The sequence below is a fragment of the Citrobacter sp. C6_1 genome (assembly GCF_014596835.2).
GTDB lineage: Bacteria > Pseudomonadota > Gammaproteobacteria > Enterobacterales > Enterobacteriaceae > Citrobacter > Citrobacter pasteurii.
In genome coordinates, this window is the sequence record NZ_CP115031.1 from 4,233,604 (window position 1) to 4,250,195 (window position 16,592).

Consider the following 16,592-nt stretch of genomic DNA (forward strand, 5'->3'; position numbering starts at 1 on the left):
GCCATGCTCCGCACACTGAATCCTGTAATCCTGAACACTGGCGCTATAGTGCTGGCGCTGATCCTTATCTACACCGGCTTTTGTGCCACCGAGAAATTGACCTGGCTGATGGAAGTGACGCCGGTCATTATTGTTGTGCCATTGCTGCTCGCCACCATGAAGCGTTACCCGCTGACACCCATGCTCTACACGCTTATCTTCTTTCATGCCATCATTTTGATGGTTGGCGGCATGTATACCTATGCCAAAGTCCCCATTGGTTTTGAAGTGCAGACGTGGTTGGATCTCAGTCGCAACCCCTATGACAAACTGGGTCATTTTTTCCAGGGACTGGTGCCAGCGCTGACGGCAAGAGAGATTTTAGTCCGCGGCAATATTGTCCGCGGCCGCAAGATGTTAGCGTTTTTAGTCTGCTGCGTAGCACTGGCAATCAGCGCCACCTATGAGCTCATTGAATGGTGGGCGGCACTGGCGATGGGGCAAGGCGCGGATGACTTCCTGGGTACGCAGGGCGATCCATGGGATACTCAATCGGATATGTTCTGCGCCCTGCTCGGCGCGCTAACGACAGTGCTTGTACTGGCGCGAGTTCACTGTGCACAGCTGCGTCGCTACGGGATGGTAAGCGCCAACTAAATATACATACTGCCGGATGTCGATAACGTTCATCCGGCAGACGCAAGAGGAACCTTACTGATGCAACCAGGCCGGCAGCCACTCACCGTGCGCGTCAATGAGATCTTCACGACCCGGTTTGATAAACCACGGCGTGTATTCAGCAAAGTGTTCCGACGACTCGGTGACGAAATACCCAATTTTTTGAACATTTCATAACGCACAATGTTCTGGCAGCGAGTATTGCCGTGGATATTCGGTTTCGGGACCTGGCCCGTTGCATAAGCTGCCAGCAGTTCCGGATAGAGATCGACATAGATCCCATCAGCCGTTTTACGCTCCAGTTGCAGATAAAACGCCATATGGTTGATCCCGGCGCAACAATAACGCAACGAAGCAGGATCAATATCCAGATCCCGCGCCGATAAAAGTAATTTTGGGTGCAGACATCATGACTCTCCAGAACGTGGGGTGATGACGCAATGGTGTCATGAGGACGCAAGAAAAACGTCCGGCTTCTGCACCGAGCACTCCCAAAAACTCAGTTCGCCTTTTCGTTCGGGCGAAAACTGAGCCAGCAACATCGACAATCGATGACCGGATAAGCGCCGGATGGCGCAAACATATGCCCACTGACAGCACTTCCCATTCGGCAATATCAGTATCAGCCAAAAAAATAATTCCCCTGTCGATAAACAGTGCTGAAAAACTGCCGTCGATGAATATTAATTATTTGTTTATAAAGGAATAAAAACAAAACACGCTCATTTCTCAGCCACTTTACAGCCCAATTCGTCAGGATAATACTTGCCTGCGTCACATTCATACGGTGTGTCTGCAATCCATAAATTGCAACCTCTCCACTACCGGGTAAAAGATGATGAAAGTATTAATTGTTGAAAGTGAGTTTCTGCATCAGGACACCTGGGTTGGTAGCGCTGTCGAGCGTCTGGCTGATGCCTTAAGTCGCCAAAATGTTACCGTCATTAAGTCCACTTCATTCGACGATGGTTATGCCATCCTCGCGGCAAATGAAGCCATTGATTGCCTGATGTTCAGCTATCAAATGGAACAACAAGATGAACACCTGAATGTCAGGCAATTGATCGGCAAGCTCCACGAACGCCAGCAAAACGTCCCCGTTTTCCTGCTGGGCGATCGGGAAAAAGCCACCGCATCGCTGGATCGCGATCTGCTGGAGCTTGTCGATGAATTCGCCTGGATTCTTGAAGATACCGCTGACTTTATCGCCGGGCGCGCCGTTGCTGCGATGACCCGTTACCGCCAACAGCTGTTACCACCGCTGTTCAGCGCGCTGATGAAATACAGTGACATTCACGAATATTCCTGGGCCGCCCCTGGTCACCAGGGCGGCGTGGGATTTACTAAAACACCGGCCGGTCGTTTCTACCATGACTACTACGGTGAAAACCTATTCCGTAGCGACATGGGTATTGAACGCGCGTCACTGGGTTCACTGCTTGACCATACTGGCGCGTTTGGTGAAAGCGAAAAATATGCCGCACGTGTCTTCGGCGCTGACCGTTCATGGTCCGTGGTGGTCGGTACTTCTGGCTCTAACCGCACCATCATGCAGGCATGCATGACTGACAACGATGTGGTGGTGCTGGATCGTAACTGCCATAAATCCATTGAACAAGGGCTCATTCTTACCGGGGCAAAACCGGTGTACATGGTACCAAGCCGCAACCGCTACGGTATTATCGGGCCTATCTACCCGCAGGAAATGCAGCCCGAAACATTGCAGAGAAAAATCAGCGAAAGCCCGCTGACAAAAGACAAAACCGGACAGAAACCGTCATATAGCGTTGTAACCAACTGTACCTATGACGGCGTCTGCTACAACGCAAAAGAGGCGCAAGACCTGCTAGCCCAGACCAGCGATCGCATTCATTTCGATGAAGCCTGGTACGGCTATGCGCGTTTCAACCCGATTTATGCCGATCACTACGCTATGCGTGGTGCACCTGGCGACCATAGCGGCCCAACCGTTTTTGCCACCCACTCGACCCATAAGTTGCTGAATGCGCTCTCTCAGGCATCTTACATTCACGTCCGAGAAGGCCGTGGCGCGGTGAATTTCTCCCGCTTTAACCAGGCGTACATGATGCACGCCACCACGTCTCCGCTGTATGCCATCTGTGCATCAAACGACGTGGCAGTTTCCATGATGGACGGTAACAGTGGCCTGTCGCTCACCCAGGAGGTGATCGATGAAGCCGTCGATTTCCGTCAGGCGATGGCACGGCTGTACAAAGAATTCACGGCTGAGGGCGACTGGTTCTTCAAACCGTGGAACAAAGAGGTGGTTACCGATCCGCAGACCGGAAAAACCTATGACTTTGCCGATGCGCCAACCCAACTCCTGACGACCGACCAGAACTGCTGGGTAATGCGTCCCGGTGAATCCTGGCATGGCTTTAAAGACCTGCCAGATAACTGGAGCATGCTGGACCCTATTAAAGTCAGTATTCTGGCGCCTGGTATGGGTGATGATGGTGAACTGGAACAGACCGGTGTTCCGGCTGCGCTGGTTACCGCCTGGCTTGGCCGCCACGGCATCGTACCGACCCGTACCACCGATTTCCAGATTATGTTCTTGTTCTCAATGGGGATCACCCGTGGTAAATGGGGCACGCTGATAAACACACTGTGCTCTTTCAAACACCACTACGATGCCAATACCCCGCTCTCACAGGTGATGCCTGAACTGGTAGAGGAATATCCTGACTCTTACGCAAACATGGGTATTCACGATCTGGGCGACACCATGTTCGCCTGGCTGAAAGAAAATAACCCAGGTAGCCGACTCAATGCAGCCTACTCCGGCCTGCCTGTTGCTGAAATGACCCCGCGTGAAGCTTATAACGCAATAGTCAGCGATAACGTTGAGATGGTGGCTATTGAAAATCTGCCGGGCCGTATCGCAGCCAACTCCGTCATTCCTTACCCACCGGGAATTCCAATGCTGCTGTCCGGGGAAAACTTTGGCGATGCCAACAGCCCGCAGATTAGTTATCTACGTTCGTTGCAATCCTGGGATCATCATTTCCCTGGCTTTGAACATGAAACCGAAGGAACGGAAATTATTGACGGTGTGTATCACGTCATGTGCGTGAAAGCCTAATGTCGCTTTTTAGATAGTCTATTTTTTATAAGGTTGACGTGTGATGGTTGAGTAATTCCTGAGTATTGCTGCAAAACAATAACATTGTCATACCTTTTGCGCGGGACCACCCCGCGCTTTTTTTATACGCAAATAGTACGTTGCCACTTGCGTAAAAAATTATGTACATGCCAAGAATCCCTACAGATATTGTAATTACTAAAAATCACGCTATTTTATCGCTTGTTTTGATTCATCATACAATTTTTTAACCGCGATTACTCAGCAGGTGCTGAGTTACGGTATTTGATGTTCATATTCCGGGAGTTTGGGTATGAGGCTTTGCAGCAAAGAAGCTTGTGTTGTTGTATTAACGGAGAAAGATGTTTGGTTAAGGATTAACGGTAAAGAAGCCATCAGTTTAAAAGCTAACCACATGGCTCTGGTGGCGTGTGATAATAATATTATCGACTTCTCTTCACTTAATAACGCACTGGTCGTACATATCAGTCGCGATGTCATTAAAGACTATCTACGATTTTTAAATAAAGATCTTTCACAGTTCCCTCTCTGGCAACGTAGCGCCAATCCGGTGATGACCGCCGTCTGCCTGACGCCGGATGTCTTTCGGGTTGCCGCTCAACACAGCGTGATGGAAACGCAAAACGAAGGCGAAAATGAGCGTACCCGTTCGCTACTGTTCACCGTATTATCGCGTTTTCTCGACAGCAAAAAGTTTATCTCCCTACTTATGCATATGTTACGCAATCGCATCAGCGACAGCGTTTACCACATCATTGAGAGCGATATCCATAAAGACTGGAATTTAAGCATGGTCGCCAGTTGCTTATGTCTGAGTCCCAGTTTGTTAAAGAAAAAGCTCAAAAATGAAAATACAAGTTACAGTCAAATAATAACCACGTGTCGTATGCGTTATGCCGTTAATCAATTAATGATGGACGGGAAAAACATTTCACAGGTATCTCAGCTGTGCGGATATAACAGTACTTCATACTTTATCTCCGTATTCAAAGAGTTCTATGGAATGACGCCGCTGCATTATATCAGTCAACATCGGGAACTCTCCGCTGCCTGATTTTTGATCATTTAGCGATGAGCCATAATAATATCAGCATTGGCGATACCCCGGTTCCACCATCATAAAATAGTCTTCTGAAGAGGTATGATGTGACGTCATTTATCCTTATCAGGAGTTAAAAAATATGTCGACGGATGCTGATGCTCACAAAGTGGGCTTAATCCCCGTCACCCTTATGGTGTCGGGGAATATTATGGGTTCCGGTGTATTCCTGCTACCCACAAACCTGGCGTCAACTGGCGGGATTGCAATCTACGGATGGTTGGTCACTATTATCGGTGCTCTGGCACTGTCGATGGTGTACGCCAAAATGTCGTCCTTAGACTCCAGTCCCGGTGGTTCTTACGCTTATGCGCGCCGCTGCTTCGGTCCCTTTTTAGGCTACCAGACCAACGTGCTGTACTGGTTGGCCTGCTGGATTGGTAACATCGCCATGGTCGTTATTGGCGTGGGTTACCTGAGCTACTTCTTCCCTATCTTAAAAGATCCGTTGGTTCTGACGCTCACCTGTGTCGTGGTACTGTGGGTCTTCGTCTTGCTGAATATTGTCGGTCCAAAAATGATCACTCGCGTGCAGGCCATTGCGACAGTACTGGCGCTGGTGCCCATTGTTGGTATTGCCGTCTTCGGCTGGTTCTGGTTCCGCGGTGAAACCTATATGGCGGCCTGGAACGTCAGCGGCATGAATACCTTCGGCGCCATCCAAAGCACCTTAAACGTAACCTTATGGTCGTTCATTGGGGTTGAAAGCGCCTCCGTCGCCGCCGGTGTGGTTAAAAATCCGAAACGTAACGTCCCTATCGCCACCATTGGCGGGGTATTGATTGCCGCCGTCTGCTACGTTCTCTCTACCACGGCGATTATGGGTATGATCCCTAACGCTGCACTGCGGGTGTCAGCCTCACCGTTTGGTGATGCTGCACGAATGGCACTGGGCGACACCGCCGGGGCAATTGTCTCCTTCTGTGCCGCTGCCGGGTGCCTCGGTTCTCTGGGCGGTTGGACGCTACTTGCCGGACAAACTGCCAAAGCGGCAGCCGATGACGGCCTGTTCCCACCGATTTTCGCCCGCGTCAACAAAGCGGGAACACCGGTTGCCGGGCTAATCATCGTCGGGATCCTGATGACCCTCTTCCAGTTCAGCAGTATGTCGCCAAACGCCGCAAAAGAATTTGGTCTGGTCTCTTCGGTCTCCGTTATCTTCACCCTGGTGCCATATCTGTACACCTGCGCGGCATTGCTGCTGCTGGGTCACGGTCACTTTGGTAAAGCGCGTCCGATGTACTTACTGGTGACCTTCGTGGCATTTGTCTACTGCATCTGGGCAGTGGTGGGTTCTGGCGCCAAAGAAGTGATGTGGTCGTTCGTGATGTTGATGGTAATCACCGCACTATATGCGCTCAACTACAACCGGATCCATAAAAACCCGTATCCTCTGGATGCCCCGACCAACAATAATTAATGCCTGTAAGCGTCGTTGCCCGATGACATAAGCGCATCGGGCCTACGCATCCCCCCACCAGTACCTGCTAACATTAAGAACTTAATGTTGGCTTAATTTTACTTTGAGAGGATCCGCTCCACTTAGTCGATGGAACCCCCTTAATGTTAAAGCTCCTGTTTAAAAGACCGACTCTCGGGCAAATCAGCTGGCTATTGCTGATCTCATTTTATCTTGCGACCTTCCTGAACATCGCGTTCTACAAACAGGTACTGCAAGACCTTCCGCTGGATTCCCTGCGCAACATCCTGGTGTTCTTATCGATGCCGGTTGTCGCATTCAGCGTCATGAATATCGTGCTCACGCTGGCCTCTTTCCTGTGGCTTAACCGCCTGGTCGCGTGCATTTTCATTTTGGTCGGGGCGTCCGCCCAGTATTTCATTATGACCTACGGCATCATCATTGACCGCTCGATGATCGCCAACATGATGGATACCACACCGGCTGAAACCTTCGCCCTCATGACGCCGCAAATGCTCCTGACGCTGGGACTGAGCGGCATTCTGGCCGCCATCGTTGCCTGCTGGGTAAGAATCAAACCTATTACGCCTGCGCTGCGCAGCGTGTTGTACCGCGCTGCGAATATCCTGATATCGGCACTGCTTATCGTGCTGGTCGCCGCCTTCTTCTATAAAGATTACGCATCGCTGTTTCGTAATAACAAAGAGCTGGTTAAGTCCCTCAGCCCGTCCAACAGCATCGTGGCAACGTCATCCTGGTATTCACACCAGAGGCTGGCCAACCTGCCGCTGGTGTGTATTGGCGAAGATGCGCACCGTAATCCAGAAATGGTGAAAGGAAAACGTAAGAACCTCACTATTGTGGTGCTCGGTGAAACGTCACGCGGCGACAACTTCTCTCTGTCAGGTTATTCACGTCAGACCAATCCGTTGCTGGAAAAAGATGATGTCGTTTATTTCCCGCGTACAACGTCCTGCGGTACGGCGACAGCCGTTTCCGTTCCCTGCATGTTCTCCGACATGCCACGAGCGCACTACGACGAAGAGCTGGCTCACCACCAGGAAGGCGTACTCGATATCATCCAGCGGGCGGGAATTAACGTTCTGTGGAATGATAACGACGGCGGCTGTAAAGGTGCCTGTGACCGCGTACCGCATCAGGATATGACTGCGCTGAACTTACCAGGACAGTGTATTAACGGTGAATGCTACGATGAAGTCCTGTTCCACGGGCTGGAAGAGTACATTAATAACCTGAAGGGCGACGGCGTGATCGTGCTGCACACCATCGGCAGCCATGGCCCAACCTATTACAACCGTTATCCGCCACAGTTTAAGAAATTTACCCCAACCTGCGATACCAACGAAATTCAAACCTGTTCGCAGCAGCAACTGGTGAATACCTACGACAATACCATCCTGTACATTGACTATATTGTTGATAAAGCGATCAATATACTGAAAGAGCATCAGGACAATTTCACCACCAGCCTGGTTTATCTTTCCGATCACGGTGAATCCTTAGGAGAAAACGGCGTCTACTTGCACGGTCTACCGTATTCGATTGCGCCAGACACACAAAAACATGTACCGATGCTGTTGTGGCTCTCCGAAGATTATCAGCAACGCTACCAGATTTCTCAAACATGTTTGCAGAAACGGGCCAGCTCAGAAGATTTCTCACAGGATAATCTGTTCTCAACCCTGCTGGGATTAACGGGCGTACAAACCAAGTATTACCAGTCAGCAGATGATATTCTGCACCCATGCAAGGGAGGCTAACCGAATGAAAATTCTGATTGTTGAAGACGATACACTGTTACTACAGGGGCTGATACTTGCCGCACAAACGGAGGGCTACGCCTGCGATGGCGTGTCAACGGCCCGTGCCGCCGAGCATTGCCTGGAAACGGGGCATTACAGTCTTGTCGTTCTGGATTTAGGTTTACCGGATGAGGATGGCCTGCATTTTCTGACCCGCATCAGGCAGAAAAAATACACCGTACCGGTACTCATCCTGACCGCCCGCGACACCGTGAAAGACCGCATCACCGGGCTGGATGTCGGCGCTGATGACTATCTGGTCAAACCGTTCGCGCTGGAAGAACTGCATGCTCGCATTCGGGCGCTGTTACGTCGGCATAACAATCAGGGTGAAAGTGAGATTATCATTGGCAACCTGACATTGAATATCGGCCGCCGCCAGGTGTGGATGGATGGACAAGAAATTGTCTTAACGCCAAAAGAGTACGCGCTATTGTCGCGGCTGATGCTCAAAGCGGGGAGCCCGGTACACCGGGAGATTCTGTATAACGACATCTACAGCTGGGATAACGAGCCGTCGACCAATACGCTGGAAGTCCACATCCATAACCTGCGCGATAAAGTGGGAAAATCACGCATTCGCACGGTTCGAGGTTTTGGCTACATGCTGACCGCTACTGAGGAAAGCTAAGTGAATTTGATGCGTTTTCTAAAGCAACCGCTCCCGCTTCGCCAGCGTTTAATGCTGACGATCGGCCTGATTCTGCTGGTCTTCCAGCTGATTAGCACCTTCTGGTTGTGGCATGAAAGCACCGAGCAAATACAGCTGTTCGAACAGGCGTTACGCGAAAACCGTAACAACGATCGCCATATCATGCACGAGATCCGTGAGGCTATCGCCAGCCTGATCGTCCCCGGCATTTTTATGGTCAGCCTGGCGCTGCTGATTTGCTACCAGGCAGTGCGACGAATTACCCGTCCTCTTGCCGATCTCCAACAGGAGTTAGAAACTCGCACAGCGGATAATCTGGCTCCCATTAATATCCGTAGCTCCACCATTGAGATACAGGCGGTAGTGACGGCGCTCAATCAGTTGGTTACGCGGCTAACAACCACTATCGACAACGAGCGGCTGTTTACTGCCGACGTTGCCCATGAGCTACGAACGCCACTATCCGGCGTTCGTCTGCATCTGGAATTGCTGTCAAAAACCCACAATGTTGACGTTACGCCGCTCATCACCCGTCTCGACCAAATGATGGACAGCGTGTCGCAGCTGTTGCAACTCGCCCGTGTGGGTCAGTCGTTTTCGGCCGGAAATTACCAGCATGTCAAACTGCTGGAGGACGTCATACTGCCCTCATACGATGAGCTCAGCGCCATGCTGGATCAGCGGCAACAAACGTTGCTCCTGCCGGCAAGCACAGAGGATGTCATCGTACGCGGCGACGCCACTCTATTGCGGATGCTGTTGCGAAATCTGGTAGAAAACGCCCACCGTTACAGCCCGGAAGGTACCAACATTACGATTAACCTTAACGTGGAACAAAATGCAATTCTGGCAGTTGAGGATGAAGGGCCAGGCATTGATGAAAGTAAATGTGGGGAACTGAGCAAAGCATTTGTGCGTATGGATAGCCGTTTTGGCGGGATTGGGCTGGGGCTGAGCATTGTCAGTCGAATTACCCAGTTACATCACGGGCAGTTCTTTTTGCAAAACCGCCCAGGAGCCAGTGGCACTCGCGCCTGGGTGGTGCTGGAGAAAGATCAGTAAGAGCTCACCCACACATACAAAAAGCTGCTCACAATCAGTACGCTGCAAACGGTGGTCAAACTTTCATAAATACGGGTTTTCATGACACTCTCCTCCGATACTATGGAGGAGAGTTTGCCTGAAGGATATTAAGCCAACCTTAAGGCCACGCGCCGGATGGCTGCTGACGCCTTATCCGGCCTACAAAGCACAATGCTACCCGTAGGCCTAAAAGCTCGCGCCATCAGGCAATGACACGATTACTCATCAATACGCGGATGCTGCTGCACCAGGCGCGTACGCTTAACCTGTAGCTCGGCAATTTCCTGATCGATGTCTTCGATTTTCTGCTCAATATTGTCGTAGTGCTCACCAAGGATCTCTTTCGCTTCCTGAATATCCGAAGCCGCAGGTGTCGCCCCTTTCAGCGGCTGATTGGCGGTTTCTTTCATGGTCACGCCGGTAATTAAACCCACTACCGCAATCACCATCAGATAGTAAGCAGGCATCATCAGGTTCTGCGAGCTTTCCACCAGCCATGCGGCCAGCGTCGGCGTCAGGCCTGCAACCAGTACCGAGATATTAAACGCGGCGGCCAGCGCACTGTAGCGAATATGTGTCGGGAACATCGCGGGTAACGTTGACGCCATCACCCCGGTGAAGCAGTTAAGGATCACCGCCAGCATCAGCAACCCGGCGAAAATCAGGCCGATGACGTTACTGTTAATCAGGATAAATGCCGGAATGGCCAGCACAAACAGCGCAATGCTGCCCATAATCACAAACGGACGGCGTCCGAAGCGGTCACTCAGCAGCCCCATAATCGGCTGCACAAACAGCATACCAATCATAATGGCGATAATAATCAGCACACCGTGATCTTCAGAGTAGTGCAGGTTATGCGACAGGTAGCTCGGCATATAGGTGAGCAGCATGTAGTAGGTGACGTTGGTCGCAATCACCAGACCGATGCACGCCAGCAGGCTACGCCAGTGTTTAGTCGCAATTTCTTTAAACGAAATCTTCGGTCCTTCCTGCAGCCCCTGACGATCGCCCTGCTCCAGTTTATCTACGTGCTGCTGGAACGCCGGCGTCTCTTCCAGCGCATGACGCAGGTACAGGCCAATCAGCCCTAACGGTAGCGCCAGGAAGAACGGAATACGCCAGCCCCACTCAAGGAAGTTATCTTCGCCGACGACAGTTGAGATCAGAACCACCACGCCCGCACCCAGCACAAACCCGGCAATCGAACCGAAGTCCAGCCAACTGCCCATAAATCCGCGCTTACGGTCCGGGGAATACTCTGCGACAAAAATCGACGCGCCGGTATACTCCCCGCCGACCGAAAAGCCCTGTGCCATCTTACACAGCAACAGCAGGATCGGTGCCCAGATACCAATAGACGCATACGAAGGGATCAACCCAATACAGAAGGTACTGATCGACATAATCACAATCGTGATAGCCAGGATCTTTTGGCGACCGTATTTATCGCCGAGCATACCGAAGAACAACCCGCCAAGCGGTCGAATCAGAAAGGGAACGGAGAAGGTAGCGAGCGCAGCAACCATCTGCACGCTGGGGTCAGCCCCCGGGAAGAACACTTTACCTAATGCGTAAGCAACAAACCCATAAACACCAAAATCAAACCACTCCATTGCATTACCAAGTGACGCGGCGGTAATGGCTTTTCGCAGTTTTCCGTCATCAATAATGGTGACGTCGCGAAGCGTAATTGGCTTTATTTTTTTCCTTTTTAGCATACCAGTCCTCATAGACTTAGCCCTGTCGCGCTACAGATCGAGTCTCCCAACGCCATATGCGCTAAGGTTATCGCCGAGCGGGGATTGCACAGACGCAATCCCTGTAACAAGCGTAGCAGGTTTACTTACACTGACTGAAAATGAGCAGTACAACCGAACCTGTTGACGCCTGATTGGGCGGTTAATGACCTCTTTACCCTAACAGTGTTTAAATGTGTGATCAACTTCACACATAGTTTTTCATTTCGTCAACCTGCGTAAATCAGGTCGCTTTTAGTCAGCTTTTTTACATGTAATGCTTGCGATTTACTGACAATTAAATACAAGAATAAATCGCCTGGCACCATCAACAATCACAGCAGTCACTATTATTCTGCTAGCAAAAAAATCACCTAATCCTTTCACAAAAAGATCACAGGTCTTTTAATAATCGGAACCTGTAATGATCTTTGCTCAGAATATGTGATGAAGATAACTAAAACATCGTTTTATTTTGATTGAATCAACGTTCCTGTGAATGCAAACTAATTCCAGACGCAATATCCCTGGGAGCAGCAACACGCTCAACGTATGCCGCGTTAGATTTTATAAAACAAAGAGATAGCCGTTTTCTCTGTTAAAACTCAAAAGTAACCTTTTGAATTTAAATAATTTTTACTTTCTTGCGCGTTTATAACCTGCGACAAGACATGAGGACGTTTATGAAAATTAAAGCCACGATTGAACGCATCCCCGGCGGAATGATGTTGATTCCTCTGTTATTAGGCGCAGTGTTAAATACGTTAGCTCCCGATACGGGCGCGTATTTCGGTTCATTTACCAAAGGTATGATCAGCGGAACAGTTCCGATTCTGGCGGTATGGTTTTTTTGTATCGGTGCATCAATTGATTTGCGAGCAACCGGTACGGTATTACGCAAATCCGGCACGCTGGTATTAACCAAAATAGCCGTGGCATGGGTAGTGGCAATGATTGCCGCTTCATTTATTCCTGATACAGGCATTCAAACCGGGTTCTTTGCCGGTCTTTCCGTACTGGCAATTGTCTCAGCAATGGACATGACCAACGGGGGTTTGTATGCCAGCCTGATGAACCAGTACGGTACGAAAGAAGAGTCTGGCGCATTTGTGTTGATGTCTCTGGAATCCGGTCCGTTAATGACCATGGTCATTCTGGGCTCTGCCGGTCTGGCCTCTTTCGAGCCACACCATTTTGTCGGTGCGGTATTACCGTTCCTGATTGGTTTTGCGTTGGGTAACCTGGATCACGACCTGCGTGCCTTCTTTAGCAAAGCGACACCGGTGCTGATTCCGTTCTTCGGTTTCGCGCTGGGCAACACGATTAACCTGAGTGTTATCGTTGATACCGGTCTGCTGGGCATTCTGCTGGGTGTCGCGGTTATCATCATCACCGGTATCCCGCTGATTATTGCTGACCGCGTCATTGGTGGCGGAAACGGTACGGCGGGCGTAGCCGCCTCTTCTGCCGCAGGCGCTGCGGTGGCAAACCCGGTGATTATCGCCCAGATTAACCCGGCATTTGAACCGGTTGCTGCTTCGGCAACTGCTCTGGTCGCTGCCAGCGTGATTGTCACCGCCATTCTGGTGCCGATTATCACCGCGTTGTATGCCAAACGTTTTAATAAAAATCAGGTCGCCAACGAGACGACGGCGACCCAGGCAGACTCACTGCACCACTAAGCCTGCCTTTGCCTCACTCACCGCCTCTGCTCAACTGATGAGCTGGGGCGGTGCGAAAATCTCCTCAACCATCGCATCAACCAGCCGCTTCGCCGAACACAGTCTCGGCATCCCCAACGCCACATTCTGCCAACGCTGCGTCACCGACCAGCTCACCGGATGGCGCTGTGCATCGCACCAGTCACCCAGCCAACTCAGCAGATCGTTATGTTCGCTCGCCCCCCCAACTGCAGGTGAACTCAGCCATTGATGATAATAATGGCGCGTAGTAGGTGCCGCATTCACGCTATGTGCCAGTGTCTGGGCAGCCATCGTGCGTAAATTGTCTTTTAGCATCGACACAACATCGGCATTCGCCAGCCGACAGGCATCACCAAAGGCGCCCCAGCGCAGTTCCTCCAGCGCCACAAAGCAGCGTCCGGGTAATGACCAGCCGTCATACGCGCCAGCCCGCCAGCGAGTAAAAATCTGTTCACTGTGTTCGCCTGCCTGCACGGTCAGCCCACGTTGCGTCAGCGCTTTCTCTTTATATGCGCTACGTTGGGCAAACACGTCAGCCAGTGAAATTAATTGCTGCATCACGCCGGGAGTTGATTGTCCGCGTGGCTGCTCAGTTTGTTGTAAGAGCACCAGTCGCTCGGCAATACGTACCAACGCCAGATGGCCAGGATCGATAGTGCCCGCCAGCTTTTCCACCAGCTTAAGCCGCATCACCAGGTGTTCGCTGGATACCCCCGCCATCACCCACGCCCGCAGCTGCGTCTGGGATAACACTTCCTGCGTCAGGCGCGCACGCAACCGCTGCTGCTGCTGCAGAAAACCGCCGGAACGTTTGGTTTCATCTCCCTGAACCAGATCGACCATAAACTTCGGGTAGACGCACTCCAGCGTCCGCCCTGGGCCTTCCAGTAACACGTTAGTCATGTATGCTCGGTTGCAAAAAGGGTGTGGATATCGTCACGCAGCAAGCGGGAATCTTCATAAATCCATGCCGCCGTCGTAATACGATGCTGCAATTGTTCATTCATTGCATTCACCGCCGATTCATTTTGCTGGCGCAGGGTCAGACTCTCGCGCAGGCTCGCCTGCAATTGCGTCAGACACAGTGAAAAATCAGCAAAAAACGTGGCCATGCCTGCCGTAACGGAAATATCGACCTGAGCAACTAAAGCTTTACGAATTTGTTGGCAAAACTGAGTGACGTAATGGACAAGATTCTTGTGCAACGCGCCCATATCAATGAGGTAACGCGTTTTTGTTTCGACGTAATCATTCCATCCCCAGTTGGGTTGATTCAGCCAACGTGAGAACGTATCACGCACAACACCGCCGGTGGACGGGGCATTATCAGCAGGGATATCCTGTTCAATAGCCTCGTTAAACAACTGACGGGTATTGAAATTAAACATCGCCGCATGAAAGGCTGGAAAACGGATCCGCGCCCGAAATCCGGCATGGTTCAGATCGTCTTTCACCCGCTGCTCAATAGGCCGCATAGCGTCATTCAGCGCCCGGGATAACGTCGATTCAAGCGCCTCAAAACGCAGCGCCAGGTCCCGGCTGATACTCTCCTGCGCCGCCAGCAGGACAACCTCACAGGAGGAGCGAATTTTATCTAACACAATTTTCGCTTGCCCCTCGTCATGCAACACCAGCATATCACCGGCCATTTCCGCCGTCGTAATGGCAGCGCCCATGCCATGTTGTGACATCATCAGCACGTTTTCTTTCACAAAGAACGAGTTGATACTGTACAGAATCTCGGTCTGCTGCTGATTGAGATAGCCGGCAGCAGCCTCCAGCGCCAGCTCAACTTCGTGACTGACCTCGTCGCCCACCCGCGCCTGGCTTCTCTGCAACTGTTGCATGTCATCTTCAATATGCGCGATGTTCATCTGTAACTGCTCATAGGCTACGGTTAAGCCGTGGGCGCGAAACTCCAGATACTCGTGTGCGCTTTGCGAATAGTTCAATAGCTTGTGCGATGCCGAGCGGAGCGCATACAGTGAGGCATTGGCGTAGGCTGCATGGATCACTTTCTGAATCGGTTGTTCAAACAGTGAGTCTTCCCAAAGCAGATCGGCGGCATGACGAATATGTTCTTTATCATCAAGATCGGTGGTACGCCAGCGCCTGCCGAGTGCCGCTTCGGCAAAGTCCTGGACCCAGCGCTGCTCCTGATGATCCGGCAAGCGCCCATTATTCACGAGTTCATGACGTGCCCTGTTGGCCAGATATCCCCACATTGAGGAGACCGGATAAATACGTTCAGGCGTAATACCGCCTTTCATCAACGTGCCGGAAATTAACGCCCGCACCTGCTCTTCATCATCGCTGTTGCGGTCTTTCTGATCGAATTTGTTAACCAGTGCATACAGCGGTACTGACTTGCCAACCGCCATAATGGCCTGACGGACTTCCTCATCCGAAATCGACTTCAGTTGGGTATAATCCATCACCGCCAGTACCGCGGAAGCCCGCGCCAGCTGTTCATTGAGCATTTGCTGTAAGTGTGGCTGCCCGGCCTCATTCGGCCCGGGAGTATCCAGCAGCGTCAATTGTCCCGGATAACTTGCCAGCCCGGCCAGATGCACGAACTCAACCTCAATAACCGGAATATGCTCAATGGCAGCATAGGCGGCAAACGGAAACTCCACCTCCAGCGCTTTAGATAAACGCACCAGATCGTTCAGGCTCTTGAGAAAATAGAAAATAGGCTGTGCGCCAAGGTAATACCGTTCAAATGCCACGCCGTTTTCAATATGTTGGAGCAGGGCATTCATATCCTTATCTATTTCCAGCGTCTGAGCCAGACGCTGACGATCGCATCCCCGCACGCGCTGCTGTAATATTTTCATTAAGGCGTCAATTGGCGCGACATGCAAAAAATGCAGCACCGGCTCTTTCTGTCCCGGTGTATGGCGGATAAGGGTTGGTAACGCCGTCATCGGTCGATTACGATTAGGTAAAACCTCAGTTCCGACAATCGCGTTAATCGTTGTCGACTTTCCCGCCTTCATCGTACCGACGATCGCCAGAACCATTTCCAGACGGGTAATCTTTCGCAGTTCATTGTTAAGCGTTGCCTGCTGGACATCCATGCCACGCGCGCTGAAATGCAGGGGCTGAACAACCTGTCCGCTATGCTCTCCTTTTTTCAGCATGACATCATTCGCCGAGGTCATTGGCAATTTCTGCAATTGCCTGAGATGTTCAAGAGAGAGCATCAGTAAGCGTTCAGCTTCCTGACTTAATTCATAAATTGTCTGTGTGTACATGGAAAATCTTTCCTTAACGCAAATAGCATTAC

Annotated in this window: 12 protein-coding genes and 1 pseudogene; 8 read left to right on the plus strand and 5 right to left on the minus strand. The window is 51.1% G+C overall.

What is annotated here, in order from left to right; all coding sequences use genetic code 11:
- Positions 1–3: 3 nt before the first annotated feature.
- Positions 4–636 carry a DUF2238 domain-containing protein gene (locus IB196_RS20285; RefSeq protein ID WP_149692402.1) on the plus strand — a complete coding sequence of 211 codons (633 nt, stop codon included), beginning with the start codon at positions 4–6 and terminating at the stop codon, positions 634–636.
- Between the two features lie 93 nt (positions 637–729).
- On the opposite strand, the pseudogene IB196_RS20290 reads toward IB196_RS20285, so the two are convergent.
- A pseudogene (locus IB196_RS20290) lies at positions 730–1,037 on the minus strand (alpha-glucosidase/alpha-galactosidase); the annotation flags it as partial.
- A gap of 458 nt (positions 1,038–1,495) precedes the next feature.
- On the opposite strand from IB196_RS20290, the gene adiA reads away from it, so the two are divergent.
- The 6 genes from adiA to pmrB all read left to right on the plus strand — a co-directional run bounded on the left by adiA (position 1,496) and on the right by pmrB (position 9,840).
- Positions 1,496–3,763: an arginine decarboxylase gene (gene adiA / locus IB196_RS20295; RefSeq protein WP_149692417.1), complete on the plus strand. Its 2,268-nt coding sequence runs from the start codon at positions 1,496–1,498 to the stop codon at positions 3,761–3,763.
- Positions 3,764–4,076: 313 nt separating this feature from the next.
- The gene (locus IB196_RS20300; protein WP_005132494.1) at positions 4,077–4,838 is read left to right on the plus strand and encodes an AraC family transcriptional regulator; all 762 of its coding nucleotides are present in this window, start codon (positions 4,077–4,079) and stop codon (positions 4,836–4,838) included.
- 127 nt (positions 4,839–4,965) lie between these two features.
- Positions 4,966–6,303: an arginine/agmatine antiporter gene (adiC, locus tag IB196_RS20305; RefSeq protein WP_005132495.1), complete on the plus strand. Its 1,338-nt coding sequence runs from the start codon at positions 4,966–4,968 to the stop codon at positions 6,301–6,303.
- Between the two features lie 143 nt (positions 6,304–6,446).
- Entirely contained in the window at positions 6,447–8,084 is a 1,638-nt protein-coding gene (gene eptA, locus IB196_RS20310) for a phosphoethanolamine transferase EptA (RefSeq protein WP_005132496.1), read from the plus strand.
- A gap of 4 nt (positions 8,085–8,088) precedes the next feature.
- A complete protein-coding gene (gene pmrA / locus IB196_RS20315) occupies positions 8,089–8,757 on the plus strand; it encodes a two-component system response regulator PmrA (protein WP_005132497.1) in 669 nt (222 codons plus the stop codon).
- A complete protein-coding gene (pmrB, locus tag IB196_RS20320; protein ID WP_040234021.1) occupies positions 8,758–9,840 on the plus strand; it encodes a two-component system sensor histidine kinase PmrB in 1,083 nt (360 codons plus the stop codon). It abuts the gene before it with no gap.
- On the opposite strand, the gene pmrR is transcribed toward pmrB, so the two are convergent.
- On the minus strand, positions 9,834–9,923 hold the full coding sequence (pmrR, locus tag IB196_RS20325) for an LpxT activity modulator PmrR (RefSeq protein ID WP_003826741.1): 90 nt from the start codon (positions 9,921–9,923) through the stop codon (positions 9,834–9,836). The genes pmrB and pmrR overlap by 7 nt on opposite strands.
- A gap of 156 nt (positions 9,924–10,079) precedes the next feature.
- Positions 10,080–11,582, minus strand: a complete 1,503-nt coding sequence (gene proP / locus IB196_RS20330) for a glycine betaine/L-proline transporter ProP (protein ID WP_040234023.1) — start codon at positions 11,580–11,582, stop codon at positions 10,080–10,082.
- Positions 11,583–12,283: 701 nt separating this feature from the next.
- Between proP and kdgT the strand changes: the two genes are divergently transcribed.
- Positions 12,284–13,282, plus strand: a complete 999-nt coding sequence (gene kdgT / locus IB196_RS20335) for a 2-keto-3-deoxygluconate transporter (RefSeq protein ID WP_005132500.1) — start codon at positions 12,284–12,286, stop codon at positions 13,280–13,282.
- 30 nt (positions 13,283–13,312) lie between these two features.
- Here the strand turns inward: kdgT and IB196_RS20340 are convergent, their stop codons facing one another.
- Both IB196_RS20340 and crfC read right to left on the minus strand, forming a co-directional pair.
- Positions 13,313–14,206 carry a diguanylate cyclase regulator RdcB family protein gene (locus tag IB196_RS20340; RefSeq protein ID WP_040234025.1) on the minus strand — a complete coding sequence of 298 codons (894 nt, stop codon included), beginning with the start codon at positions 14,204–14,206 and terminating at the stop codon, positions 13,313–13,315.
- Complete coding sequence (gene crfC, locus IB196_RS20345) at positions 14,203–16,560, minus strand: clamp-binding protein CrfC (protein ID WP_005132503.1); 2,358 nt, start codon at positions 16,558–16,560, stop codon at positions 14,203–14,205. The genes IB196_RS20340 and crfC overlap by 4 nt, the downstream gene beginning before the upstream one ends.
- Positions 16,561–16,592: the final 32 nt, after the last annotated feature.